22 protein-coding genes, 1 tRNA gene and 2 pseudogenes are annotated in these 24,012 nt (G+C 74.6%); 7 read left to right on the top strand and 18 right to left on the bottom strand.

The window, feature by feature from the left end; translation table 11 throughout:
• Positions 1-80 precede the first annotated feature (80 nt).
• The 4 genes from mshC to OG900_32490 form a co-directional block, all read right to left on the bottom strand.
• Complete coding sequence (gene mshC, locus OG900_32505; protein WUH94393.1) at positions 81-1,310, bottom strand: cysteine--1-D-myo-inosityl 2-amino-2-deoxy-alpha-D-glucopyranoside ligase; 1,230 nt, start codon at positions 1,308-1,310, stop codon at positions 81-83.
• A 99-nt stretch (positions 1,311-1,409) separates the two neighbouring features.
• Positions 1,410-2,228 carry an SCO1664 family protein gene (locus OG900_32500; protein ID WUH94392.1) on the bottom strand — a complete coding sequence of 273 codons (819 nt, stop codon included), beginning with the start codon at positions 2,226-2,228 and terminating at the stop codon, positions 1,410-1,412.
• Positions 2,192-2,782 carry a DUF3090 domain-containing protein gene (locus OG900_32495; protein WUH94391.1) on the bottom strand — a complete coding sequence of 197 codons (591 nt, stop codon included), beginning with the start codon at positions 2,780-2,782 and terminating at the stop codon, positions 2,192-2,194. Before OG900_32495 ends, OG900_32500 begins: the two co-directional genes overlap by 37 nt.
• 148 nt (positions 2,783-2,930) lie before the next feature.
• Entirely contained in the window at positions 2,931-3,629 is a 699-nt protein-coding gene (locus tag OG900_32490) for an MSMEG_4193 family putative phosphomutase (protein ID WUH94390.1), read from the bottom strand.
• A gap of 225 nt (positions 3,630-3,854) precedes the next feature.
• On the opposite strand from OG900_32490, the gene OG900_32485 reads away from it, so the two are divergent.
• Positions 3,855-4,466 (top strand): hypothetical protein, encoded by a 612-nt coding sequence (locus OG900_32485; GenBank protein WUH96007.1) that lies wholly within the window; start codon positions 3,855-3,857, stop codon positions 4,464-4,466.
• 45 nt (positions 4,467-4,511) lie between these two features.
• On the opposite strand, the gene OG900_32480 is transcribed toward OG900_32485, so the two are convergent.
• Positions 4,512-5,561 carry an LLM class F420-dependent oxidoreductase gene (locus tag OG900_32480; protein ID WUH94389.1) on the bottom strand — a complete coding sequence of 350 codons (1,050 nt, stop codon included), beginning with the start codon at positions 5,559-5,561 and terminating at the stop codon, positions 4,512-4,514.
• A 129-nt stretch (positions 5,562-5,690) separates the two neighbouring features.
• Here OG900_32480 and OG900_32475 point away from each other — a divergent pair, with 129 nt between their 5' ends.
• Entirely contained in the window at positions 5,691-6,671 is a 981-nt protein-coding gene (locus OG900_32475) for an aldo/keto reductase (GenBank protein ID WUH94388.1), read from the top strand.
• A gap of 32 nt (positions 6,672-6,703) precedes the next feature.
• On the top strand, positions 6,704-9,268 hold the full coding sequence (locus OG900_32470) for an AAA family ATPase (protein ID WUH94387.1): 2,565 nt from the start codon (positions 6,704-6,706) through the stop codon (positions 9,266-9,268).
• A gap of 66 nt (positions 9,269-9,334) precedes the next feature.
• On the opposite strand, the gene OG900_32465 is transcribed toward OG900_32470, so the two are convergent.
• The gene (locus OG900_32465) at positions 9,335-9,943 is read right to left on the bottom strand and encodes a hypothetical protein (protein WUH94386.1); all 609 of its coding nucleotides are present in this window, start codon (positions 9,941-9,943) and stop codon (positions 9,335-9,337) included.
• A gap of 47 nt (positions 9,944-9,990) precedes the next feature.
• On the opposite strand from OG900_32465, the gene OG900_32460 reads away from it, so the two are divergent.
• On the top strand, positions 9,991-10,179 hold the full coding sequence (locus OG900_32460) for a DUF5703 family protein (GenBank protein WUH94385.1): 189 nt from the start codon (positions 9,991-9,993) through the stop codon (positions 10,177-10,179).
• Between the two features lie 515 nt (positions 10,180-10,694).
• Here OG900_32460 and OG900_32455 read toward each other — a convergent pair.
• The 4 genes and pseudogenes from OG900_32455 to OG900_32440 form a co-directional block, all read right to left on the bottom strand.
• Positions 10,695-10,901, bottom strand: a pseudogene (locus OG900_32455) (chaplin).
• Positions 10,878-11,114, bottom strand: a pseudogene (locus OG900_32450) (chaplin). Before OG900_32450 ends, OG900_32455 begins: the two co-directional pseudogenes overlap by 24 nt.
• 128 nt (positions 11,115-11,242) lie before the next feature.
• Complete coding sequence (locus OG900_32445) at positions 11,243-11,476, bottom strand: chaplin (protein ID WUH94384.1); 234 nt, start codon at positions 11,474-11,476, stop codon at positions 11,243-11,245.
• A gap of 148 nt (positions 11,477-11,624) precedes the next feature.
• Positions 11,625-12,962, bottom strand: a complete 1,338-nt coding sequence (locus tag OG900_32440) for a M20/M25/M40 family metallo-hydrolase (GenBank protein WUH94383.1) — start codon at positions 12,960-12,962, stop codon at positions 11,625-11,627.
• 188 nt (positions 12,963-13,150) lie between these two features.
• Between OG900_32440 and OG900_32435 the strand changes: the two genes are divergently transcribed.
• Together OG900_32435 and OG900_32430 are read left to right on the top strand one after the other, a co-directional pair.
• Positions 13,151-13,238, top strand: a tRNA-Leu gene (locus OG900_32435).
• Between the two features lie 68 nt (positions 13,239-13,306).
• On the top strand, positions 13,307-14,071 hold the full coding sequence (locus OG900_32430; GenBank protein WUH94382.1) for an alpha/beta hydrolase: 765 nt from the start codon (positions 13,307-13,309) through the stop codon (positions 14,069-14,071).
• A gap of 35 nt (positions 14,072-14,106) precedes the next feature.
• On the opposite strand, the gene OG900_32425 is transcribed toward OG900_32430, so the two are convergent.
• From OG900_32425 to OG900_32400, 6 genes are all read right to left on the bottom strand, one after another.
• Positions 14,107-14,718 carry a hypothetical protein gene (locus OG900_32425; GenBank protein WUH94381.1) on the bottom strand — a complete coding sequence of 204 codons (612 nt, stop codon included), beginning with the start codon at positions 14,716-14,718 and terminating at the stop codon, positions 14,107-14,109.
• A gap of 42 nt (positions 14,719-14,760) precedes the next feature.
• On the bottom strand, positions 14,761-15,759 hold the full coding sequence (locus OG900_32420; protein ID WUH96006.1) for a zinc-dependent alcohol dehydrogenase family protein: 999 nt from the start codon (positions 15,757-15,759) through the stop codon (positions 14,761-14,763).
• A 69-nt stretch (positions 15,760-15,828) separates the two neighbouring features.
• Positions 15,829-17,583 carry a multicopper oxidase family protein gene (locus tag OG900_32415; GenBank protein WUH94380.1) on the bottom strand — a complete coding sequence of 585 codons (1,755 nt, stop codon included), beginning with the start codon at positions 17,581-17,583 and terminating at the stop codon, positions 15,829-15,831.
• 338 nt (positions 17,584-17,921) lie between these two features.
• Complete coding sequence (locus OG900_32410) at positions 17,922-18,317, bottom strand: glyoxalase (GenBank protein WUH94379.1); 396 nt, start codon at positions 18,315-18,317, stop codon at positions 17,922-17,924.
• Between the two features lie 96 nt (positions 18,318-18,413).
• A complete protein-coding gene (locus tag OG900_32405) occupies positions 18,414-18,851 on the bottom strand; it encodes an SRPBCC family protein (protein ID WUH94378.1) in 438 nt (145 codons plus the stop codon).
• Between the two features lie 757 nt (positions 18,852-19,608).
• The gene (locus OG900_32400) at positions 19,609-21,087 is read right to left on the bottom strand and encodes an SDR family NAD(P)-dependent oxidoreductase (protein ID WUH94377.1); all 1,479 of its coding nucleotides are present in this window, start codon (positions 21,085-21,087) and stop codon (positions 19,609-19,611) included.
• A 170-nt stretch (positions 21,088-21,257) separates the two neighbouring features.
• Between OG900_32400 and fahA the strand changes: the two genes are divergently transcribed.
• A complete protein-coding gene (gene fahA / locus OG900_32395) occupies positions 21,258-22,490 on the top strand; it encodes a fumarylacetoacetase (GenBank protein ID WUH94376.1) in 1,233 nt (410 codons plus the stop codon).
• 40 nt (positions 22,491-22,530) lie between these two features.
• Here the strand turns inward: fahA and OG900_32390 are convergent, their stop codons facing one another.
• Together OG900_32390 and OG900_32385 are read right to left on the bottom strand one after the other, a co-directional pair.
• On the bottom strand, positions 22,531-23,487 hold the full coding sequence (locus OG900_32390) for a DUF642 domain-containing protein (GenBank protein WUH94375.1): 957 nt from the start codon (positions 23,485-23,487) through the stop codon (positions 22,531-22,533).
• A gap of 234 nt (positions 23,488-23,721) precedes the next feature.
• Positions 23,722-23,991 carry a hypothetical protein gene (locus OG900_32385; GenBank protein ID WUH94374.1) on the bottom strand — a complete coding sequence of 90 codons (270 nt, stop codon included), beginning with the start codon at positions 23,989-23,991 and terminating at the stop codon, positions 23,722-23,724.
• Positions 23,992-24,012 lie beyond the last annotated feature (21 nt).

The raw sequence follows: 24,012 nt of genomic DNA, 5'->3' as shown, positions 1-24,012 counted from the left end.
GGGGCGGACACCGCGTGCTCAGCGGTGGCCGCCCTTCCGACGTGCCGTCGGCGGCTTGTTGGCCGGACAGCCGACAGCCCCTAGAGCGCCACCCCCAGCAGCGCGTCCACCGCGCGCGAGACCAGTCCGGGCGCCCCGGTGTCGGTGCCGCCCTCCGCCTGCTGCGTTGTCGCCCAGCCGTCCACGGCCGCCAGGGCGCGCGGTGCGTCCAGGTCGTCGGCGAGCGCATCGCGGATCTCCTCGACCACCGCCTCGGCCGGCGGTCCGTCCGGCCGGGACACCGCGGCCTGCCAGCGGCCGAGCCGGGCCAGCGCCTCGTCCAGGACGGCGTCGGTCCACTCCCAGTTCGCCCGGTAGTGGTGGGCGAGCAGCGCCAGCCGGATGGCGGCGGGCGCGACGCCCTCGCGGCGCAGGGTGGAGACGAAGACCAGGTTGCCCCGGGACTTCGACATCTTCTCGCCGTTCAGCGCCACCATCCCGGCGTGCACATATGCCTTGGCGTAGGGGAAGCCGCCGGTGAGCACCTGGGCGTGCGAGGCGCCCATCTCGTGGTGCGGGAAGACCAGGTCGGAGCCGCCGCCCTGGACGTCGAAGCCCATGCCGAGGTGGTCGAGCGCGATGGCGACGCACTCGATGTGCCAGCCGGGGCGACCGGCGCCCAGCGAGGCGCCGTCCCAGCTGGGCTCGCCCGGACGGGCCGCCATCCACAGCATCGGGTCGAGCGGGTTCTTCTTGCCAGGGCGGTCCGGGTCGCCGCCGCGCTCGGCGGACAGCAGGCGCATCGCGCCGGCGTCGAGCCGGGAGACGCCGCCGAAGTGCGGGTCGGACTCGACGGAGAAGTAGGTGTCGCCGTCCAGCTCGTAGGCGGCACCGGCCTCCCTGAGCCGTTCGATCAGCGGCACGATGCCGGGGACGGCCTCGACGGCGCCGATGTAGTGGGTGGGCGGCAGCATTCGCAGCGCGGTCATGTCCTCGCGGAACAGCGCGGTCTCGCGCTCGGCGAGCGCGGTCCAGTCCTCGCCGATGGCGTTGGCGCGCTCGAGCAGCGGGTCGTCGACGTCCGTCACGTTCTGCACGTAGTGGACCTGGTGCTTCGTGTCGAGCCACACGCGCTGGACGAGGTCGAACGCGTTGTAGGTGGCCGCGTGCCCCAGGTGGGTGGCGTCGTAGGGAGTGATCCCGCAGACGTAGAGGCGGGCGACCGGTCCGGGCTCGACGGCCACCAGGCCGTCGGTCGCGGAGTCGTGGAGACGGAGTGCGCGTCCAGTGCCGGGAAGGGCAGGGACGTCGGAAGCGGGCCAGGCATGCATGTCATGAGATTAACCGGGCGGCTCCGGGTCAAACGACTGGGAGCAGCGCGTTTCCGCCGACCCCCTACCGGACCGGGCACGCGGGGTGCCGTCCGCAGGTCAGACGGGGGGCCATGGTATGGGCGGCCACAGGCCGCTCGGCTCCGGGTGCAGCCCGGTCTCCAGCAGCCGGCCGACCCTGGCCCTGAGCGCGTCGGTCTCGGCGAGGGTGATCAGCGAGGTCAGCCGCTCGCCCAGCTCGGCGTCCAGGGCGGTGCCGAGCCCGGCCAGCACGGTGACGGCCTCGGCGGGCAGCGGTTCGCCCGCCCAGCCCCACAGCAGGGTGCGCAGCTTGTCCTCGGTGTGGAAGGTCACCCCGTGGTCGATGCCGTAGAGCCGGCCGTCGGCGGCGGGCAGCAGATGGCCGCCCTTGCGGTCGGCGTTGTTGATGACCGCGTCGAGCACCGCGAGCCTGCGCAGCCGCTGGTCGTCCGCGTGCACCAGCAGGGCGGTGCGGCCGGGCGCCACCTGCGCCTCGCCCACCGCCTTCCAGCCGGCCGCCGGCTCGTCGTCCTCGGTGAGGGCGAGCAGCTCCGCGTCCTCGGCGGCGGACTCGATCCACAGCTGGACCATGCCCTCGCCGTACGGCCCGTCGCGCAGCACGGTCGGCGGCACCAGGCCCCAGCCGGTGGCCTCGGAGACCAGGTAGGCGGCGACCTCGCGCTGCGCCAGGGTGCCGTCGGGGAAGTCCCACAGCGGGCGCTCCCCCGCGACGGGCTTGTAGACGCACGGCAGGGCGCTGCCCTCGTGCGCGATCTCGCAGTACAGCACGGCGTTCGACGCGCCCTGCACCCGGCCCTTCACGGTCAGCTCGCCGTCGGCCAGTGCCGCGGTGGCGGCGCTCAGGCCGACCTCCGGTACCCGTTCTGACGCGGGCATACGTGTCCTTCCGGATCCAGGGGGAGGCTGCACAGCGGGCACGGCGGCCGGCCGGCCGACACCACGTCGAGGGCGCGCTTGGCGAAGGAGCGGGCCTGGGCGCCGGTCAGCAGCACCCGCAGCAGCGGCGGCCCGTTCTCGTCGTCCTGGAGCATCTCCTCCTCGGCCGCCTCCAGGTCGTCGTCGTCCTCGCCCGCCAGCTCGACCAGCGCCTGCGCCTCGATGACCATCCGGTCGTGGGCGCCGTCCCAGGCCAGGGCCATCGTGCCGACGCGGAACTCCTCCTCGACGGGCACTTCGAGGGGCGCGGTGTCGTGCATCTCGGTGGGGGCGACGGCGGGCACCGGGGCATTGCCGCCGCTGCGCCGCACGACCTCGTCGAGCAGCTCGTCGACGCGCTCGGCCAGTGCGGCGACCTGCGTCTTCTCCAGGGCCACACTGGTGGTCCTGCCGGACGCGGTGGCCTGCAGGAAGAACGAGCGCTGGCCCGGCTGTCCGACCGTCCCGGCCACGAAGCGGTCCGGGTGCTCGTAGAAGAAGACCTGGCGGGGCACGTCCTGCTCCGTTTGCTCGGCTGCGTGTCTGTGGTGCGCGGTCCGCGGTGCACTGCGGACGGCTGTCGTTCTGGCGGTGCGGTGTCGCCTGTGCGGTGTCGCCGTCACCGTCGAAGCGGTGTGGCCACCACCCTACTGCGGAAGCTGATCACGGGGCGCCGGTGGAACCGCCGACCACCGCGTCTTCCGCGGCGCCCTCGGGGGGCGCGGGCGGCACGAGGCCGCCCAGATCGCCGGTGTCGCCGAGACGCAGCAGGAACGGGCGGTGCGGGGTGTAGCGGATGACGGTCACCGAGCACGGATCCGTGCTGATCCGCTGGAAGAGGTCCAGATGCATGCCGAGCGCGTCGGCGGCCACCGACTTGATGACGTCGCCGTGCGAGCACAGCACGTACATCGCCTCCGGGCCGTACTCGGCCTCGATCCGCGCGTTCCAGTCGCGGACCGCGTCGACCGCGCGGGCCTGCATGGCGCGCAGCGACTCGCCGCCCTCGCCGGGGAAGACCGCCGCGGAGGGGTGCCGCTGCACGGTGGCCCACAGCGGCTCGTCGGCCAGTTCGGCCAGCTTGCGGCCGGTCCAGTCGCCGTAGTGGCACTCGCCGATCCGGTCCTCGGTGTGCAGCGGCAGCCCGGCGCGGGTGTCGAGCAGCGGGCGTACGGTCTCCTGGCAGCGCTGCAGCGGGCTGCTGACGACGGCGGCGAGCGGCAGGGCGGCCAGCCTGGCGGCCAGCGCGGTGGCCTGCGCACGGCCGGCTTCGTCCAGGGCGACGCCCGGACTCCAGCCGGCCAGCACTCCCTCGGCGTTGGCGGTGGACCGGCCGTGCCGGACAAGGATCGCGGTGGGCATGTCCGCCACCGTAACCCTTCCGCGCGCTCTCCGTTGTGCTGGGTGACGGCCGTGGCGGGGATGATCCCCCCGAGCCCCCACCACGGCCGCTGGATTCCTGTGGCACCGCCGCGATATTCCTTACGATCCGCTGTCCCCGGCATAGGTCCCGCCGTACCGCCCCCTGGGTAAGGTGCAGCAGAGGTCGAGGGGGCCTCAGGAGTCGGTATCGCGAAGCGGGTGGAGATGTTCAGCAAGGCGACGAGGAGCCGCCCGGCTGCGAGCGGGGCGCGCCCCGCCGGCACCGACTGGGCTCCGTACGGTCGGCTGGAGGACGCCGCGGAGGTGTACTTCCTGCACGCGGACGTCGCGCTGGACGCCATCGAGGGAGTGCTGGGCCGGCGCCGGGTGCGCGGCTTCACGCTGGAGCGGGTGGTGGACCTGACCGAGGCAGGGGCCTCGGTGTGGCAGGAGGCGGCGGTGTGCGACGGCCGGCGGCTGATCCTGTGGCACAGCGAGGAGCTGGCCGACGCCAAGGCGCCCGGCGGTACGGTCCTGGACTCGTCGGTGCAGGTGCTGCCGCTGGACTCGATCGGCCACGTCGGGATGCGCACCCTGGTCGGGCACGACGAGCTGGGCCGGCGCATCGACCGCGGGGTCTACGTGGTGCTGGCCACCGCGATGCCGCACGAGCTGAGCGCGGTGCAGGCCGACCCGGACTCGCCGCTGCCGGTGGCCTCGGCGAAATTCCGGCCCGAGGCCTTCCGGTTCAGCAAGTCGCTGGACGACGGGGGCGCCGGTCAGATAGCCCGGCTGATCGCCTTCGGCCGGCTGCTCGGCCGGCTCGTCCCCAGCTGAGGGCTCCCCGCCGCGTCCGGGCGGCGCCCTGTGCCAGTCCGGCCCCTACGCCAGTCCGGCCAGTTCCAGCGCCTCGACGCCCGCCCGCAGCCCCGCGACGCGCTCCTGGAGCGTGAAGCCGGCCGGGGCGAGGGTGAGCGTGGTGACCCCGGCCTCCGCGTAGGCGCGCATCCCGTCGGCGATGCGGGCGACCGGGCCGAGCAGGCAGGTGGAGTCGATGAGCTCCTGCGGTACGGCAGCGGCGGCGCCGTTCTTGTCGCCCGCCAGGTACTTGTCCTGGATCTCGGCGGCCTGCTTCTCGTACCCCATGCGCTGCGCGAGCCGGTTGTAGAAGTTCTGCTTGCGGCTGCCCATGCCGCCGACGTAGAGCGCGGTGTACGGGCGGAAGACGTCCGCGAGCGCCGCGATGTCGTCGCCGACCGCGAGCGGCAGGGTCGGGCAGACGTCGAAGCCGTCGAGGGTCAGCCCGGCCTTCTCGCGGCCCGCGCGCAGGTGGCGCAGCGCGGTGTCCTCCAGATGGGCGGCGGAGGGGAAGATCAGCAGGGCGCCGTCGGCGATCCCGCCGGTCTGCTCCAGGTTCTTCGGGCCGATCGCGGCGATGTAGAGCGGGATGTGCTCGCGCTCGGGGTGCACGGTCAGCTTGATCGGCTTGCCGGGGCCGCCGGGCAGCGGGAGCGTCCAGTGCTCGCCCTCGTAGCTCAGCCGCTCGCGGGCCATCGCCTTGCGGACGATCTCGACGTACTCGCGGGTCCGCGACAGCGGCTTGTCGAACTTCACGCCGTACCAGCCCTCGGAGACCTGCGGTCCCGACACGCCGAGGCCGAGGCGGAAGCGGCCGCCCGACAGGGAGTCCAGGGTCGCGGCGGTCATCGCGGTCATCGCCGGGGTGCGGGCCGGGATCTGGAAGATGGCGGAGCCGACGTCGATCCGCTCGGTCTGCGCGGCCACCCAGGACAGCACGGTGGGGCCGTCGGAGCCGTAGGCCTCGGCGGCCCAGCAGACGGAGTAGCCGAGGCGGTCCGCCTCCTGGGCGACGGCGAGGTTGTCCGAATCCATACCGGCGCCCCAGTAGCCGAGGTTGATCCCGAGCTTCATCGCACTCCCCTTGTACTGGTCAGTAACGTCGTTGTCCCCCCGGACTGTAGCGCGCGGCGCCGCCACGGGGGCCTGTCGGGTACGTCACTGCCGCCCATGAGGGCGGTGCGGGCAGTAATCTCAGCGCCCATGGAGCATAGGCACCTCGGCCGTACCGGGTTGCGCGTGTCCCGGCTCGGGCTCGGCACGCTCACCTGGGGGCGCAACACCGGCGAACGCGACGCCGCCGACCAGCTCAAGACCTTCTGGAACGCCGGGGGTTCACTGGTCGACACCGCGGACGTCTACGCGGACGGCGGCGCCGAATACCTGCTCGGGCGCCTCATCGAGGACCTGGTGCCGCGCTCCGACCTGGTCATCGCCACGAAGGCGGGCAGCGTGCCCGACCCCGACCGGCGCTTCGACACCTCCCGCGGCCACCTGCTGTCCGCGCTGGACGCGTCCTTGCAGCGGCTCGGCACGGACCACGTCGACCTGTGGCAGGTGCACGCCTTCGACCCGGGCACACCGCTGGACGAGACGCTCCAGGCGCTCGACATCGCCGTCAGCTCCGGCCGGGCCCGCTACGTCGGGGTGTCCAACTTCTGCGGCTGGCAGCTCGCCAAGGCCGCGACCTGGCAGCTCGCCGGGTCCGGGCGGACCGCGCTGGCCAGCACGCAGATGGAATACTCCCTGCTCCAGCGCGGAGTCGAACGCGAGGTGCTGCCCGCCGCCCTCGACCTGGGGCTCGGGCTGCTGCCCTCCTCGCCGCTGGGCCGCGGCGTCCTCACCGGCAAATACCGCGGCGGCACCCCGCAGGACTCCCGCGGCGGCTCCGAGGACATGGCGCCCTTCGTCGAGCCCTACCTCGACGAGACCGCCGCCCTCATCGTGGACGCGGTGGCCATAGCGGCCGACGGCCTCGCCGTCTCCCCCCTGCACGTCGCCCTCGCCTGGGTACGCGACCGCCCCGGCGTGGCCGCACCGCTGCTCGGCGCGCGCAACGCCCAGCAGCTCACGGCGGCGCTGTCAGTGGAGGCCCTTACGCTTCCCGATGAGATCCGCCAGGCGCTGGACGACGTGTCAGCGCCGCTGCACCGCTACCCGGACCACGACTGGAGCACGCTCTGAAGCCGCGCCCCGCTCCCCCGACGGAGGCCGCAATGCCCCCCACCGCCCCGCCACCGCCTCCGGCGGGCCCCGCCCCCGAGCGCCCTTCGGTGAGCCTCGCCGACCTCGCGGCGGCCATGCGCTCCATCGAGCGCGGCGAAAGCCCCGCCGCTCCGGCCCCCCGCGGCGACGCGGCGGAGGCCCGCCGCAAGCGCCGCGAGGCGATGGCGGCGGAAGTGGCCGCCTTGCAGGCGGCTGAGGCAGCCGAGACCTCCACCCCGGCCCTTGGCGGCCCCGACGCCGCTCCTGCGCCGGGCGAGGGCCCCGGTCCCGCCGACAGCCCGGACCCGGCCCTGGACGGCGGCACGGATTCCGCTGGGGCCGACGCCCCGACTGACGCTGACGGAGGGGCGGACGAGCCTGCGGCCGGAGCGTCCGCCGCCGCGGCGGACGACTCCGCCGAGCCGTCCGCCGCTGGAACAGCGGCCCAAGGCGCGTACGCCGCCCGGCCGGGTGGCAGCCCGGCGGGCGACTCCGCCGGAACAGCCGCCCAAGGCGCAGACGCCCCGGGCTCGGACGGCAGCCCGGCGGGCGCCGACCGCCCGGCGACCGGCGCTGCGGCATCTGCCCACCGGCCCGGCAGCGGGCCGGTGGGCCCAAGCGCGGACTCCGCCCGCCCGCAGGGCGGCCTGGCGGCCGGCTCCGCCGGGCAACCCGGCACCGGGACAGCAGACGCGAGCGGGGGCGGCGCCCTGCCGCAGGGCCCGGCCCGCGGGCCTGCGGGTGACCCCCTCGGGCACCCGGGCGCCGGGACCGCGGCCCCGGACCTGGACACCTCCCGGCCGCAGGGCACCGCCCCCGGTCCTGCGGGCGACTCCCGCCCGCTCGGTGGCCGACAGGTCGGGGCAGGTCGGGACGCTGCGGGGCGGGTGAGGGTGGATGCCGGGGCCGTGGCCGCGGCTGCTGCCGTGTTGGTCGAAGGCGGGGCGCCCGGGGAGTTGGCCGGGGAAGTGGTGCGGGTGCTCGGGGAGGGGGCCGCCGGGCAGTTGCGGGGGGATCCTTGGCTGGTGCTCGGGATCGGCGGGGTGCGGGTCGAGCAGGGGGACGCGTTCGCCCGGGGGCTGCTCGGGGGGGCCGTCGGGCCCGGGGACGAGCGGCGGGGCCGTGCGCTGGTCGCCCGGGTGCTGGAGGACGCCGCCCTGCGCGGGCACACCGCGCTGGCGCCCGCCGACCTGCACGCCGCGCTGGGCGGATACTCCGTGCCCGACCCGGAGGCCGCGGTCGCCGGGGCCGTCGCCGACGGCCAGGTGCTGGTCTTCCAGGAGGGCGAGGAGGATGCGGAGGACGCGGGGGACGTCTCGCTGCTGCTCGGCCTCGACCGCTACGCGATGGCCGAGGAGAGCCTCGCCGAGGGCTTCTTCCGCCTGCTGCGGTCCCTGGAGGACGCGGACGCGGGCTGGGCGGGGGCCGCCGCCCCGACGCCGTCGGCCGCCGAGCTGATCAAGGCCGCGGCGGGCAGCGGCCTGGTCGTGCACTCCGGCGGCGAGGCGGCCCGCGCGGAACCCGCCGCCCTGGTGGCCGCCGCACGGGCCGCCGGCCTGCGCGCGTATGCCGCCGCGTACACGGAGAACGGCCGCCGCAGGCTCGCCGCCGCGGTGGGCGAGGACGCGGCCGTGACCGTGGACGGCCTGCTCTCGGGCGCCGAGGGCCCCGGCCGGGCCGCGGACGGCAGCCTGGACCTCGACCTGCTGGCCGTGCTCGACGCGCCGCAGCTGTCCGTCGAGGAGGCCACGACCCTCGTGGAGTCGGTCCCCGACGGCGCCCGGCTGGTGCTCAGCGGCGACCCGCACGCCCTGTGGTCGGCCGGCGCCGGCCGGGTCTTCGCGGACCTGCTGGCGGCCCGCGTGTGCCCGCGGGTGGTGTCCCGCACGCCGGACCCGGGGCCGATCGGCGAGCTGGTGTCCTGCGTGGGCGAGGGCGAGCTGACCGCCGTGGACGCGCCGGACAAGGAGGTCGTGGTGGTGCCGGTGCGCGATCCGCGCGAGGCCGTGCACCGTACGGTCCAGCTGGTCGCCGACTCGGTCCCGCGGGCCTTCGGCGTCGAGGGGGCGCAGGTCCAGGTGGTCACCACCGGCCACGGCGGCCCTGTCGGCACCCGGGCGCTCAACACCGCGCTCAAGGAGCGCCTCAACCCCGGCCCCGGCCGCTTCGGCGGCTTCGACCCGGGCGACCGGGTCGTGCACGTGCCCGTGCCCGGTCGTACGCTGCCCGGCACGGTCACCGGCGCGGAGCCGGACGGCCTGCGGCTGGAGTGCGAGCGGGGACCGGTCGTCGTCCCCCGCGAGGACGTGGCGGCGACCGTACGGCACGGCTGGGCGGTGACCGGGCACCAGGCGGCCGGCATGCGCTGGGCCGCCGCGGTGGTGGTCGTACCGGGCGACGCGGGGCCGCTGCTGACCCGCTCCTGGGTCTATACGGCGTTCGGCCGCGGCGAGCGCCACCTCTCGGTGGTGCAGGGCGCGGAGCAGCACCTGGCCCAGGCGGTGGCGGGCCCGCCGGCGACGGAGCGCACGACCCGGCTGGTGTCCGTCCTGCGCGAGCTGACGGCGCGGGGCTGACGCGCAGGAGGACCTGCCGGCGACAGCGCGGCCCCGGGGGCGCAGTCCCCGGGGCCCCGGCGGGGGTCAGTCGCGGTCGAGCACGCCCAGCTCGTCGTCGAAGACCGCGCTGACGTCGAAGCGGCACACCACCAGGTGCGGGTCGGCCTGGTCGAAGGGGGTCTCCAGCCACTCCCCCGGCTCGGCCGGCTCCACCGCGGAGACCCACACGGTGGAGTCGCCCTCCTCGAAGCCGAAGTCCTTGTGCCGCTGGGCGATCTCGTCGGGTTCGTACTCCCCGAAGATCACTCCCAGCGCCGCGTTGACGGTCGCGGTCGCCGACCCGTCGGTGTCCTCGCTCGCATGTCTGGCCTGCGAGAAGAGCCGGTCGGGTGCCACGATCGTGTAGTCGCGGCGGATCAGCACGCTGATCGCCTCGGGCTCCTCGGGACCCTCGTACTCCGGCATCGAGCCGCCGGTGGGCACTTCGAGCGGGGTCACCTCGTCGTAGGCGTCGTACAGCAACTCGTCGTACGACTCGGCGGCCGAGGCCAGCGCCTCGAACGCCTCGTGAACGGCGGGGTCGTCCTCGCCGCTGCGCTTCTCGATCGCGTCGAGATGCCGGTCGAGCGCGGCTTTGACCGCCTCGACTGCGGCACGGACCTCGGCCGCCGTGGGCTGCACGTCATCAGACATGAGGGAGACGCTATCCGCACCGGGGCGTTGCTTGCACAATAGATGCGATGCCGGAATACGAATTCAGAGAGATGTACGTGCCGCGTGGGGTCTCCCGCAAGGACGCGACACGGTTGCTGACCGACGAGGCGGAGTACGGACACTGGGAGGTCGACCGCCTCCGCCTCTATCCCGACGGGAGCAGACGCGTACGGCTCAGGCGCCGGATCATCCGTCAGGTGCGGGCCACCTGGTGAGGTGACCCGCTCAGGCCGGTCCTGCCGCGGACCGGCCCGGTGGCCGTGCCCGCACAGGCTCAGCCCCGGGCTCCGCGGCCGCGGCGGTAGAGCAGGGCGCCGCCGAGCAGCAGCGCGCCGGCGGCGAAGGAGCTGAGGGCCATGCCGTCGGCGCCGGTGTGCGCGAGGTTGCCGGCGCCCGTGCCGGGTGCGGTGGGCGTGCGGTGGGTGACCGGTGCGGCCGGGGTGCCGGGGGTACCCGGGTTCACCGGGGTGCCGGGGTTGCCGGGCGTACCCGGGGTGCCGGGGTTACCAGGCGTACCCGGGGTTCCGGGCGTACCGGGGTTGCCCGGGGTGCCGGGAGTCCCCGGGGTGCCGGGAGTCCCCGGGGTGCCCGGGTTGCCAGGCATACCCGGGGTGCCGGGCGTACCGGGGTTGCCCGGGGTGCCGGGAGTCCCCGGGGTGCCCGGGGTGCCCGGGGTGCCGGGCGTACCCGGATTGCCCGGGGCTCCCGGGTGGCCGGGCGGCGTGCTGACGTTCGCGCAGTTGTTCCCGAGTGCCGAGTTCAGCGCGCCAACCACCGTCACGGCGTTGCCGCACACGTCGACCGGGACGTGCACCGGTGCCTGGACGGAGTTGCCGGAACCGACGCCCGGCGAGCCGTGGGCGCCGCCGTGTGCGACGGAGCCGCCCGAGCCGACGCCCCGGTGGGCGGAGACGTTGGCGCAGCGGTTGCCGAACACCGGGTTCAGCAGGCCCACGACGTTGACGGTGTTGCCGCACAGGTTGACCGGGACGTGCACCGGTGCCTGGAGCTGGTTGCCGGCCAGCACGCCCGGCGAGTCCGCGGCTGTGCCGAACGCGCCCGCCTCGGCGTACGCGAGACCGCCGGTCGCGGCGATCACGCCGCCGGTGGCGACCGCGGTGAGCAGGCCCTTTGTTGCGACCTGTCGCATGTGTTACCCCTAACCTTCCCCCGCGTGCGGGGACTTGCCTGGAAATGGCGAGTGGCCCCGGAACGCAGGTGGGTGCGCCCGGGGCCGATCCTGCGTCGGCCGCACCGGGGGGCGCGGCCGCGGCGGCATCAGTCGTTGACGCAGACGTTGTCGAAGGCGGGGTCGAGCAGCCCGATCACGGAGACCGTGTTTCCGCAGAGGTTCACCGGGATGTGGACCGGGACCTGGACGGCATTGCCCGACAGCACACCGGGGGACTGCACCGCGGCGCCCTGGGCACCGGAGTCGGCGGCAGCGATGCCCGCACCCGCGAGCACGAGACCGCCGGTGGCGACCGCAGCGGCGACGACCTTCTTGATCATTCTCATTCCTCCTCATGGACAAGTGCGGTCCCAGCCTGCGGACCACACCGTCGTAACGACGTCCTGAGGAATTGCGCTACGAAAGCACCGGGCCGTTCACCCGTACCGGCGAAGGAGATCACCGGTACGGGTACACACGACCGACAGGTCAGCTGTGTTCGATGAAGCGGTCGAGCACGCGGACACCGAAACGCAGGCCGTCGACCGGCACCCGCTCGTCCACTCCGTGGAACATCCCGGCGAAGTCCAGCTCGGGCGGCAGCCGCAGCGGCGCGAAGCCGAAGCAGCGGATGCCCAGGTCGTCGAAGGACTTGGCGTCGGTGCCGCCGGAGAGCATGTACGGCACCGCCCGCGCCCCCGGGTCCTCGGCGACCAGCGCGGCCTGCATCGCGTCGACCAGGGCGCCGTCGAAGTCGGTCTCGACCGCCTTGTCGCTGTGCAGGGACTCGCGCTTGACGCGCGGGCCGAGGATGCGGTCGAGGTCGGCCAGGAACTCGTCCTCGTAGCCGGGCAGGAAGCGCCCGTCGACGTGGGCGGTGGCCTGGCCGGGGATGACGTTGACCTTGTAGCCGGCGCCGAGCATCGTGGGGGCGGCGGAATTGCGCAGCGTGGTGCCGATCATCTTGGCGATGCCGCCGAGCTTGGCGAGCGTCGACTCCATGTCCTCCGGGTCGAGTTCGGTGCCGAGCGCGTCGGACAGCTCGTCGAGGAAGCCGCGGACGGACTTGGTGACGCGGACCGGGAATTCGTGCCGGCCGAGCCGCCCGACCGCCTCGCACAGCTCGGTGATCGCGTTGTCCTTGTTGGTCATCGACCCGTGGCCCGCGGTGCCGTCCACGGTGAGCCGCATCCAGTGCATGCCCTTCTCCGCGGTCTCGATCAGATAGAGCCGCAGGTCGTCGTTGACGGTGAAGGAGAAGCCGCCGACCTCGCCGATCGCCTCGGTCACGCCCTCGAAGAGGTCCGGGTGCTTGGCGACCAGGTGCTTGGCGCCGAAGGTGCCGCCGGCCTCCTCGTCGGCCAGGAAGGCCAGCACGATGTCCCGCGGCGGCTTGCGCCCGCTGCGCAGCCGGTCGCGGATCACCGCGAGCGTCATCGCGTCCATGTCCTTCATGTCGACCGCGCCCCGGCCCCACACGCACCCGTCGGCGACCTCGCCGGAGAAGGGGTGCACGGTCCAGTCGTCGGCGTTGGCCGGTACGACGTCGGTGTGCCCGTGGATCAGCAGCGCGGGCCGCGACCGGTCCACACCCTCGACCCTGGCGACCACGGAGGCACGGCCCGGGTGGGACTCGAAGATCTGCGGTGCGAGCCCGACCTCGGCGAGCTTCTCCGCCACGTATTCGGCCGCGGCCCGCTCCCCGGGGCCCGAGTGGTCGCCGTAGTTGCTGCTGTCGATCCTGATCAGCTCACTGCACAGGTCGACGACCTCGTCCTCACCGGTGACTTTCCCGCTGTCCGCACTGCCAGGCCTGGACTCGCTCACGCTGTCTCTCCTCCTCGTCGCCCACCCGCCCGCCGCACGCGGCGGATGCCTCCCCCATCCTGCCCCGCGCCCCCCGCGACCCCCAAGGCTCACCCCCGCCAGCGCGCCCGGCGGCGGTGATCGGCACCTCCTGATCTTTGCTATGGTTTACCCCGTCGCCACGGCCGCGAGGCCGTGTCGTCACACCCGTCCGGGTGGCGGAATGGCAGACGCGCTAGCTTGAGGTGCTAGTGCCCTTTATCGGGCGTGGGGGTTCAAGTCCCCCCTCGGACACCAGCAGGAAACCCCTCCGAGCAGGGGTTTTTCTGTTTTCAAAGATCACTCGCCCGCCTAGGGTCTTCCGCATGACTCTTGCTTACGACGCGGCCGGGGACGGTCCCGCGCTGGTTCTCCTGCACTCCGCGGTATGCGACCGGAGGATGTGGGACCGGCAGTGGCCCGCCCTGGTCGACGCCGGATACCGGGTGGTGCGCTGCGACTTCCGGGGCTTCGGCCTGAGCCCCTTGCCGGACCGGCGCCACAACGACGCCGAGGACGTACTGGACCTGCTGGACGCCCTCGGCGTCGAGCGGACTGCGCTGGTCGCCTCCTCTTACGGCGGACGTGTCGCCCTGGAGATCGCCGCACGCCGACCGGACCGGGTGTCCGCCCTGGCGCTGCTGTGCGCCGGGCAGCCCGGACGTGAACCCACCGACGAGCTGCGGGCGTTCGGCGAGCGGGAGGACGCGCTGCTCGCGGCGGGCGATGTCGCGGGGGCCGTGGAGCTGAACGTGGACACGTGGTTGGGCCCGGACGCCGAGGAGGCGGTCCGGGAGGAGGTGCGCGCGATGCAGCGGCACGCCTTCGAGGTGCAGCTGGCGGCTCCCGAGGGGGCCGGGCGCATCGGGATCGAGGTCGGCCTGTCGGCGGTCAAGGCACCCTGCCTCGCTCTTTCGGGCGGCCGCGACCTGGCGGCCTTCCGGCAGATCGCGGCCCAACTGCCGGACCTGCTGCCCGACGCCCGCCACCTCGAACTGCCCTGGGCCGGCCACCTTCCCAGCCTGGAACGCCCCACCACGGTCACGGACCTGCTGCTCGCCTTCCTGCACGAGACGGTTCCCACCGGCTGAGTCCGACGGCCTGCGGCCCGGCTCAGGGTGCCTGCTCAGGCCGTGGCCGGCGCGACCTCGTACTCGTTGCCCTCGGGGTCGGCGAGGGCGGCAGGGCCGTCCCCGGCGACCAGGAAGCGCAGCCGGTTGGGGCCGGTCCTCGCGGTGGCGGGCGGGCCCATCACCAGCGCGGGGCCCGTACGGGCCGGGTCGCGCAGGCATACGCCCCACGCGGCGCGCTCCACCACCGCCCAGCCGGTCGCCGCCGCCCAGAAGGGCCCCTGCGTGTCCGGGTCCGCCGCGTCCAGGCACAGGTGCACGAGCCGGGCTCCCGCGGGACCGCGGTGCTCGGGCAGCACGCAGAATTCGTTGCCCTCGGGATCGGCGAGCACCTCCCACGGCACCTCACCCTGCCCGATGTCCGCCCGCACGGCGCCGAGCCCCAGCAGCCGCGCCACCTCGTCCGGTCCGCCCGCGAGATCCGGATGCAGCCGGTTCTTCCCCCGCTTGGGTCGCCCGCCCGCCCTGAAGCGCAGCTCCACGCCCCCTCCGGGCGGCCGTACGGCGCTCCCGTCCGCGTCCGCCGGCCACCCCAGCGCCGCCGCCCAGAACCGCGCAAGCGCCTCCACGTCGACCGTGTCGAAGACCACCCCGGTCAGCTCTGCCATCAGCTCCCCACCCTCCGCATCCCCGTTGGTCCCTGTGGCATATCACGGCAGCAGTACGGCGGCGCCGTTCACGTGGTCGGCGGCGAGGTCGGTCAGGGCGCGGGGGGCGGCGTCGAGGGGGTAGGCCGTCACTGTCGGGTGGAGGCCGATGCGGGTGGCGGTCGACAGGAAGGCGGCGCCGTCGTCGCGGGTGTTGGACGTGACGCTGCGGAGGTCGCGCTCCTGGAAGAGGTGGCGCTGGTAGTTCAGCGGGGGGATGTCGGTCAGGTGGATGCCGGCCACCGCGAGGCTTCCGCCGCGGTCCAGGGCCGCGAGGGCGACCGGGACCAGGTCGCCGACCGGGGCGAAGAGGATGGCCGAGTCGAGGGGCTCGGGCGGTTCGTCGTAGGCGTCGCGTGCCGAGGACGCGCCCAGGGACAGGGCGAGGTCGCGGGCGGCCGGTGAGCGGGTCAGTACGTGGACGGTGGCGCCGTCGGCGAGGGCGACCTGGGCGGCGAGGTGGGCGGAGGCGCCGAAGCCGTAGATGCCGAGCCGGCCGCCCGGGGGGAGGTCGCTGCGGCGCAGGGCGCGGAAGCCGATGATGCCCGCGCAGAGCAGGGGCGCGAGCCGGGCCGGGTCGGCGTCGCCGGGCAGCGGGTAGACGTAGTCGGCGGGCAGCAGGGTGCGGTCGGCGAAGCCGCCGTCGGCGTCCCAGCCGGTGTAGACGGAGGAGGGGCACAGGTTCTCCCGGCCCGTCCGGCAGTAGCGGCAGACCCCGCAGGTGCCGCGCAGCCAGGCGCCGCCCACCCGGTCTCCCGCGCCGAAGCGGGTCACGCCCTCGCCCGCGGCGAGCACCCGGCCGACGATCTCGTGCCCGGGGACGGTCTTCGGGCGGTGCGGTCGCAGGTCGCCCTCGGCCAGGTGCAGGTCGGTACGGCACACCCCGCACGCCTCGACGTCGACCAGCAGCTCGCCAGGGCCCGGGGGGCCGATCGTACGGTCGACCGGCACCAGCGGCCCGCCGCCGGCCGGCCCCGGCGTACCGACCGCCCAGCCGCGCATCCGCGCCGTCCCGTCGAGCGCCATACCTCCAGCATGCGGCCGGGGCAGGACCCCGGCAATCGGCCCGGCTCAGACCGCGATGCGGTAGCGGGCCATCATGCAGTCGTCCTCGTGGTCGAGGATGTGGCAGTGCCACACGTAGCCCTGGAGCGACGCGCCGCTCGCCGCGGTGAAGGACGCGTCGGGGTCGAAGCCCACGTCGGCCGCCGCGGGGAAGCGGACCAGCACCCGGGTCACCGTCCCCGGCGGGCAGCCGATCGTGTCCTTGGCGCCCGCCTCCCAGGCCGGCGGCGGCTGCGCGGCCCCCAGCAGGTACGCGTCGGGGGACGGCGCCCACATCGTGCCGGGCTCCGGGCGCGGGTTGGCCTTGCGGTAGGCCGCCACGTCGAAGCGCTGCCGGTCCACGATCCGCATGTGCACCAGGTGCAGATGCATCGGGTGCGCCTGGGAGGAGGTGTTCACGAACTCCCACACCTCGGCCGTGCCCTGCCGCGGGGTGAGCGTCGGCCCGTCGTCGTACCGCAGGTTGTTCATCATCATCCCGGCGAACGGCCAGCCGGCGGACATCGCGGAGGTCAGCGTCACGATCCGGCGCGGGAGGCTGCCGGGCGCGGGCATGGCGGGCAGCGCCGCGGACAGGCCCGCGGCGCCGCGCAGCACGGTGGGCGGCGAGCCGGTGAAGCCGCGGACGCCGGTGCCGACGAAGCGCATGATGTCGGCGGGCGGCACCACGCCGGTGGCGGCCACCACCTCCGGTGACTCCTGCTGGTCGTTGGTCAGGTCCACGTGGTCGCCGGCGGCCAGGGAGCCGAAGTCCACGACGAGGTCGAGGCGTTCGCCGGGCGCGAGCCGTACGGAGGTGGTGCGGGCGGTCGCGTCGAGCAGTCCCGCGTCGGTGCCGACCACCCAGAAGGACATCCGGTTGCCGAAGAAGAGGCGGTAGGCGCGGGCGTTGGAGGCGTTGAGCACCCGGAAGCGGTAGAGGCCGCGGGCCACCTTCAGATACGGCGACACCACCCCGTTGACCGTCATCAGGTCGCCGAACATCCCGCCCTCCCAGTGCCCCTGCGGCACCTTGCGGGTGGTACGGAAATTCAGCGACCCGTCGGCCCCGAAACGGCGGTCGGCGAGCGTCAGCGGCACCTCGAACTCGCCGCTGGGCAGCCCCAGCGCATTGCCGGCGGCGCCGGTGTCGTACGCGTCCCGCAGCAGGTACATGCCGGCCAGGCCCGCCACCGCGTTGAGCCGGGTGATGCCCATCGCGTGGTCGTGATACCAGAGGTGGGCCGCGTCCTGCCCGTTGGGATGGCGGTACGTCATGCTGCCGCCGGGCCGGAAGGTGTTCTCCGGGTGCCCGTCCGCCTCCGGCGGGGTGACCGCGCCATGCACATGCACCGACGTGCGCGGCTGCGTCCGGTCCAGCTCCGAAGCGCCCTCCAGCGTCGGATCGACGTCGGCGGCGAACAGGTGCCCGCCGGCGAAGCCGTTGCTGAACGTCAGGGCCAGCGGTACGCCCTGGTGGGCTTCGACCGTCGGCCCGAGATACGGCTGCCCGCCGTACGACCAGGTCTTCGCGACCCCGAGGTCCCGGTGGAAGCGGTGCGCGGACTCCCCCATCGCGATGGTGCGGTCGCCCGCCAGCACGGGGGGTACGGGCAGTTCGTCCACATACGGCGTCAGCTGGGGGGAGGCGAAGGTCAGCGCGTCCGCCGGTGCCGCTGCGCTGGCGGTGAGGAGGTTCGGGGCGGTGAGCCCGCCCAGGACACCGGCGGCGCCGAGGCCTCCGGCGGTGAGCAGCGAGCGGCGGGACGGGCCTTGCGGCATGCGGGCTCCTCTGGGGGTGGGCGCGCTCGACGATAAGCATCCATATGGCACATCGTCAACCATTTCCGACCGTGTCGGGCACCCCTGCCGCGAGTGCGGCTGCCCTTCGCGGTGGGCGGTCACCTTTCCCCCGGTGGGGGCTGCGCGCGCCGTTCCCCGCGCCCCTGGGCTGGGTGCCACTTGCTGTGGCGTTGCCTTCTTTCCCGCCTCTTCGGCGGGGCGCGCAGTTCCCCGCGCCCCTATTGGCCTGCGTCCTCCTGCGCCCAGGGTCTGCCCCTGGAGGGTGAGCGTTTTCCAGGGGCGCGGGGATCGGCGGCCCGTCCGTTGGGAGGGCCGGGTCAGGACGTCGACGGGATGTGGAAGATCTCCCACAGGTGGCCGTCGAGGTCGTGGAAGGCGCGGGTGTGCATCGGGGACGCCTCCTGCGTGGCCTCGGCGGGCTTGCCGCCCGCGGCGGACGCGGCGGCGCCCATGCGGTCGACCGCGTCCACCGTGTCCTGCGAGACCGCGACGATCACCTCGGTGGTCGTGGAGGTGTCGGCGACCGGGCGGCCGGTGAAGGACGTGAAGTAGGCCTCGGTCAGCAGCATCACGAAGTTGCTCTCGCCGACGACCATGCAGGCCGCCCTCTCGTCGGTGAAGGCCGGGTCGAAGGTGAAGCCGAGGGCCTCGAAGAAGGCCTTGGACGCCGGCAGGTCCTTCACCGGGAGGTTGACGAACATCTTGCTGGGCATGCTTCCGCCTCTGCTCGGGTCGGGCACCGGTGTGTGCCTCACGGGGGCAGACCGGTGTGGTGCGCGGAATTCATCGGGAGCACCGGTGGCAACCTGTCAGCCGGCCAGCAGGGTGTCCACGACCCGGGAGAAGACCAGGCGTCCCGCGCCTCGGGTGAGGCCGTCGAAGGCCCGGGGCAGCCAGGGCAGCCGCAGGTCCTCCTCCCAGCGGACGGCGGAGCCCGCGCCGTCGGGGCGTACGGCGATCTCGGCCCAGCCGGTGACGACCCGTCCGGTCTTCACCAGCCGGCACCGCCCGGGGCCGCCGCCGGCGGTGGGCGGTTGCCACACGGCGACCCGCATGGGGTCGGCGAAGGAAGCGCGGCCCGGACCGGTGCGGGCGACGAAGACCGTGCCGGCGCCGGAAGGGGGCGGGGTCAGCACGGTGATACGGGTCAGCGGCACGGTGGCGGTGTGCTTCTCCCACGCGGTCAGCCGCCGCCACGCCTCGACCGGCGGCAGCGCCGTACGGCGTTCGACCGTGAAGCTGGGCACAGGCCGAGCGTACCGGGGCGGGTCGGGGCGCCCCGGCCGGAACACCCCGCGCCACGCGGACGGCCGTCAGTCCGCGAGGCGGCCGCCCGGCCCTGGGCCGCCTGGGAGGGGCGGGGCCGAGGCCTGCCACGTCGTCGCGGCCCGCGGCGATCGTGCGCCAGGAGTGGAAGGCCGCGGCCCGCTTCTCGGCGACGGGCCGTACGTCGATCGGGCAGGGGGCGAGGAGGGCGGCGAGTTCGCCCACCGCTGCCATGACGCGGGCCAGTTCGGCGGGGCGCCAGGGCTGCGCGGGGGTGCGGCCGTCGATGTCCTCGAAGAGCAGCGCCACCCAGCCGTCCTGGTCGAAGGACGCGGGCAGCCGTGGGGCGGGCACCCGCGCGGGAAGGGCGCGGGCGACGGCGGCCTCCGTGCGGTGGATGCCGGGGCTTTCCGGCTTCCGCGCCTCGCTGACGGCCTTGACGAAGGCCCGCCGCCCGTCGGCGAGCCGCAGCCTGGCGGCGAACTCCTGGCGGGAAGCCGCCGCGCCGCGTCTCGGCGGCGGCGACGCGCGCCCCGAGGCGGTCCTCGACGGCCGCCCGCAGGGCGCCGGGCACCGCCGGCCAGCCAGTCCGCGCGCACTCCCGTCGCGGGCCGGGGCCGGCGCCCGGTCGCCCTCCGCCGTGTCCGTCCCGCCCGTCACGCACGTCCCGTCGTCCATCGGGCCATGGCCACCGCGGGCGGCCCGCGGGGGCCACCGGTTGTCCAGGCCGCGGCGGGGTCACCACGCGGCGGGGGCGTAGTCCTTCAGGAAGCAGCCGTAGAGGTCCTCGCCCTGCTCGCCGCGCACGATCGGGTCGTACACGCGTGCGGCGCCGTCGACGAGGTCGAGGGGGGCGTGGAAGCCCTCGGCGGCGAGGCGGATCTTGTCGGGGTGGGGGCGCTCGTCGGTGATCCAGCCGGTGTCGACGGCGGTCATGAGGATGCCGTCGGTGTCGAGCATCTCCTGCGCGCTGGTGCGGGTGAGCATGTTGAGCGCGGCTTTGGCCATGTTGGTGTGCGGGTGGCCCGCACCCTTGTAGCCGCGGGAGAACTGGCCCTCCATGGCGGAGACGTTGACCACGTATTTGCGGCGGGCGGCCGCCGCGGCCATTGCCGGTCGCAGCCGGCTGACCAGGACGAAGGGCGCGGTCACATTGCACAGCTGGACTTCGAGCAGCTCGACCGGGTCGACCTCGCTGACGGTCTGCACCCAGGTGTTGGTCGCGTCCAGGTCGGGCACCAGGCCGCCGGCGTCGATGGCGGTGCCGGCCTCGATCCTGGCGAGCGAGGCGGACCCGCTGACCAGCGCGAGGTCGGTGACGTCCTGCGCGGTGAGCGCCTCGCCGCGGGGGGCGGGCAGCGCGGCGGCGGTCTGCGCGCCGCTGCCGAAGGCGCCGAAGACCTCGGTGGCGGGCAGTTCGCCGGCCGGCAGCGGGGCGGCCTCCGCGGCGACCAGTTCGCGGTAGGCGCCCGGGGAGCGGCGTACGGTCTGTGCGGCGTTGTTGATCAGGATGTCCAGCGGGCCGTCGGCGGCGACGGAGTCGGCGAGGGCGACCACCTGGGCGGGGTCGCGCAGGTCGATGCCGACGATCTTGAGCCGGTGTATCCACCGGTCGCTGTCGGGCATGGCCTTGAAGCGGCGGACGGCGTCGCTGGGGAAGCGGGTGGTGATGGTGGTGTGCGCGCCGTCCCGCAGCAGCCGCAGCGCGATGTACATGCCGATCTTGGCGCGGCCGCCGGTGAGCAGGGCGCGGCGCCCGGTCAGGTCGGTGCGGGCGTCGCGCCTGGCCCGGTTCTCCCGGGCGCAGTCCTGGCAGAGCTGGTGGTAGAAGGCGTCGACCTCGACGTAGCGGGTCTTGCAGACGTAGCAGGAGCGGGGGCGCTCCAGGATGCCGGCGATCTCGGTGCTGACCGAGGCGGTCAACTGGATGCCGAGCGTCTCGTCGTCGATGCGGTCGGCGGCGCCGGTGGCGGTGGCCTCGGTCACGGCCTTGTCGTTGGCGGTCTTGGCGGCCCTGCGCTCCTGGCGGCGGCGCTGCTTGACCATGCGGTAGACGCCGGCGGTGGCGCGGCGGACGGCGATGGCGTCGGGGTGGTCGACGGGCAGCTCGTCGAGTTCGGCGAGCACGGCCAGGCAGACCTCGAGGCGTGCCGGGTCGATGCCGGGCGCGTCCTCCTCCGGTCCGAGGTCGTGGAAGTCCTGGATTGTCGCCGTCATCCCGCCGCTGCTCTCCCTGTCCGCCCGGGTCCTCGCGGGTCCCGGGGCAGCCCGGGTACGCCCCGGGTCTCCCGGCGAACTTTACGTTTGACCTGCGGGCAGCTCCAAACCCGGCGGTGGCCCCGGCCGGTAGTCTCGGGGCGGCCGCGCCGCCCCGCACTGGAGGTCCGTTGAGCACCGAGAGCCCGTTCACCGTGCCGCACGACGATCCTTTCGGGCCGCACAACCTGCCCTACGGGGTCTTCCGCACCGCCGCGGAACCGCGCCCGCGCATCGGGGTCCGCTACGGCGACCGGGTGCTGGACGCGGGGGCCGCGGCACGGGCGGCGGGTGCGCCGCCCGAGGTCGCGGAGCTGCTGGCCGCGCCGGTGCTGAACCCGCTGCTGGCCGCGGGGCGCCCGGCCTGGACCCGGGTGCGGACGGCGCTCACCGCGTGGCTGACGGGCGAGGCGTACCGCGAGGCGGTCGGGCCGCTGCTGGTGCCGCTCGCCGAGGTGGAGCTCCAACTGCCCTTCGAGGTCGCCGACTACGTCGACTTCTACGCCTCGGAGCACCACGCGGTGAATGTCGGCCGGATCTTCCGGGCCGGGGCGGACCCGCTGACGCCGAACTGGAAGCACCTGCCGATCGGCTACCACGGCAGGGCGGGCACCGTCGTGGTGTCGGGCTCCCCCGTGGTGCGGCCGTGCGGGCAGCGAAGGGCGGCGGGCGAGGCGGCGCCGTCGTACGGGCCCTCGCTGCGGCTGGACGTCGAGGCGGAGCTGGGCTTCGTGGTGGGCGGCGCCTCCGAGCGCGGCTCGCGGGTCGCGATGGCCGACGCGGACGACCACGTCTTCGGGGTGTGCCTGCTCAACGACTGGTCGGCGCGCGATGTGCAGGCCTGGGAATACGTGCCGCTCGGGCCCTTCCTCGGGAAGTCCTTCGCCACGTCGGTCTCGCCGTGGGTGGTCCCGCTGGAGGCGCTGGCCCACGCCAGGACGGCCCCGCCGGCGCGTGACACCCCGCTGCTCCCCTATCTCGACGACAGCGCCGTGCGGCCGCCCTGCGGCCTCGACATCGCTATGGAGCTGCGGCTCAACGGGCACACGGTCTCCCGGCCGCCCTTCGCCGCGATGTACTGGACCTACGCGCAGATGGTGGCGCACATGACGGTGAACGGGGCGAGCCTTCGCCCCGGCGACCTCTTCGCCTCCGGCACGGTCAGCGGGCCGGCCGCGGACAGCGTGGGCGCGCTGATCGAGCTGACCCGCGGCGGCGAGCAGCCGGTGGAGCTGCCGGACGGCAGCAGCCGGGCCTTCCTTGAGGACGGCGACGAGGTCGTCATCAGGGCGACCGCGCCCGGTCCCGGCGGTGTGCGGGTCGGCCTCGGCGAGGTCGCGGGCCGGGTCGAGCCCGCCCGCTGAGCCGGAGCGCGCCCGCTGGGCCCGAGCCCGCCCGCCGGGGTCACCGGGAGGTCGACAGCCCGGTCTCGTCCATGTCCGTGCCGGTGCGGGTGCGGGCGGCCACCACCTCGATCAGCCAGGTCAGCGTGCCGTCGGCGACCGGGGCGCCGTCGTAGGAGATGTCGGCGACGGCCTGGTAGGTACCCGGCGCGGTGTCGGGCGGGACGGTCACCTTGAAGGCGCCCTGCGCGGGCGGCTCCGCCGCGATGAGTTCCCTGCCGGGGAAGGTGAGGGTGCCGGTGCCGCCCGTGGCCGGCGCGAGCGGCGGCAGCGGCCGGAAGACGACGGTCGCCTTCGCGCCGTACGCGGGGGCGGCGGTGCGGTTGCCGACGGCGAAGGTCAGCGGGATCGTCTCGTCCGGCTCGGCGGTCACCGGGCTGCCGGTCACCGTGCCGAAGAGGACCGGCGGCCGCGTACGCCCGTCGCCGGTGGCCAGGGCGAGGCCGGTGATCAGCGGGGACAGCGCGCCGGGGAGGCCGGCGCCGAACTCGACGGTCACGTTCGCACCCGACGGGGTGAATTCGACCGAGCGGCGGACCCAGGCGGGCCCCGCGCTCACGGCGGGCGCGAAGGCCTCCTTCGTCAGGCCCGGACCCTTGGGCGTCTCGACCGGGCGGACCACCACCGCGTACTCCTGCTCGGCGGCGCTCGCCTCCGGCCGCCCTGCGGGGTCGGGCGACTCCATCCAGCTGATGGAGGTCTTGCGGCCCGGGGTGGTCGGCACGGTCTGGCTGACAGCCCCGACGTGCCCGGGGTCCTCGCCCTTGAGCCGCAGCGCCTGTCCGCCGCCGGACCCGGCGGGGCCCGCGCCGGGCGCCAGCGCGACGAGCTGGACGGCGTCCTGGGTGACCTCCCAGCCGGGGATGCCGTCGGCGTTCTTGACGGTGAAGACCTTGTGCTTCGGCGCGACCCCGATGCCGGGCTCCGCGAAGTCGGGGTTGGTGATGTCGCCGGCCATGGCGGTCCTTCCGTAGGTGGCCGTGCCCCCGATACGGCGGTGCGGCCTCCCCTGAACACGGAGAGTGGTCATACGGCCAGTCACGATTCCACCAAGCGCGGCGGCCGCCCGCAACACGACACGGACGGCCCCCCTCCTGCCGACAGGATGCCCCGGTAGCGGCGGGACGGCGCCGCCTGCCGCTTCCGCCTGCCGGCCCCGGGCCGGGACCCGGGCTCAGCGACGATCTGGGACTCAGCCGCCGGGGGCCTTGTCGGCCTTCACCGCGTCCTTGCCGCGCTGCGCGGCCTCGGTGTCCAGGGTGTCGGCCACAGTGCGCGCCCTGCCCTTCCACACGGACAGTTCGCCCCTGACCCGGTCGGCCTGCGGGCCCGACCAGCGGCTGTCGCCGGCCGCGCGGTCCTCGGCGAGCGTCGCGGTGGCGTCGAGCAGGCTTCGTACGTCCGCGGCGAGCCGGGCCAGACCGGCCTGCTCGGTGCGCAGCCTGTCGCCCTCGGTGCTCATCCCGCTCCCGCCGTGTCTCGC

It is taken from the genome of Streptomyces sp. NBC_00433 (assembly GCA_036015235.1).
GTDB lineage: Bacteria > Actinomycetota > Actinomycetes > Streptomycetales > Streptomycetaceae > Actinacidiphila.
This window is presented reverse-complemented; position numbering and strand designations above follow the sequence as displayed.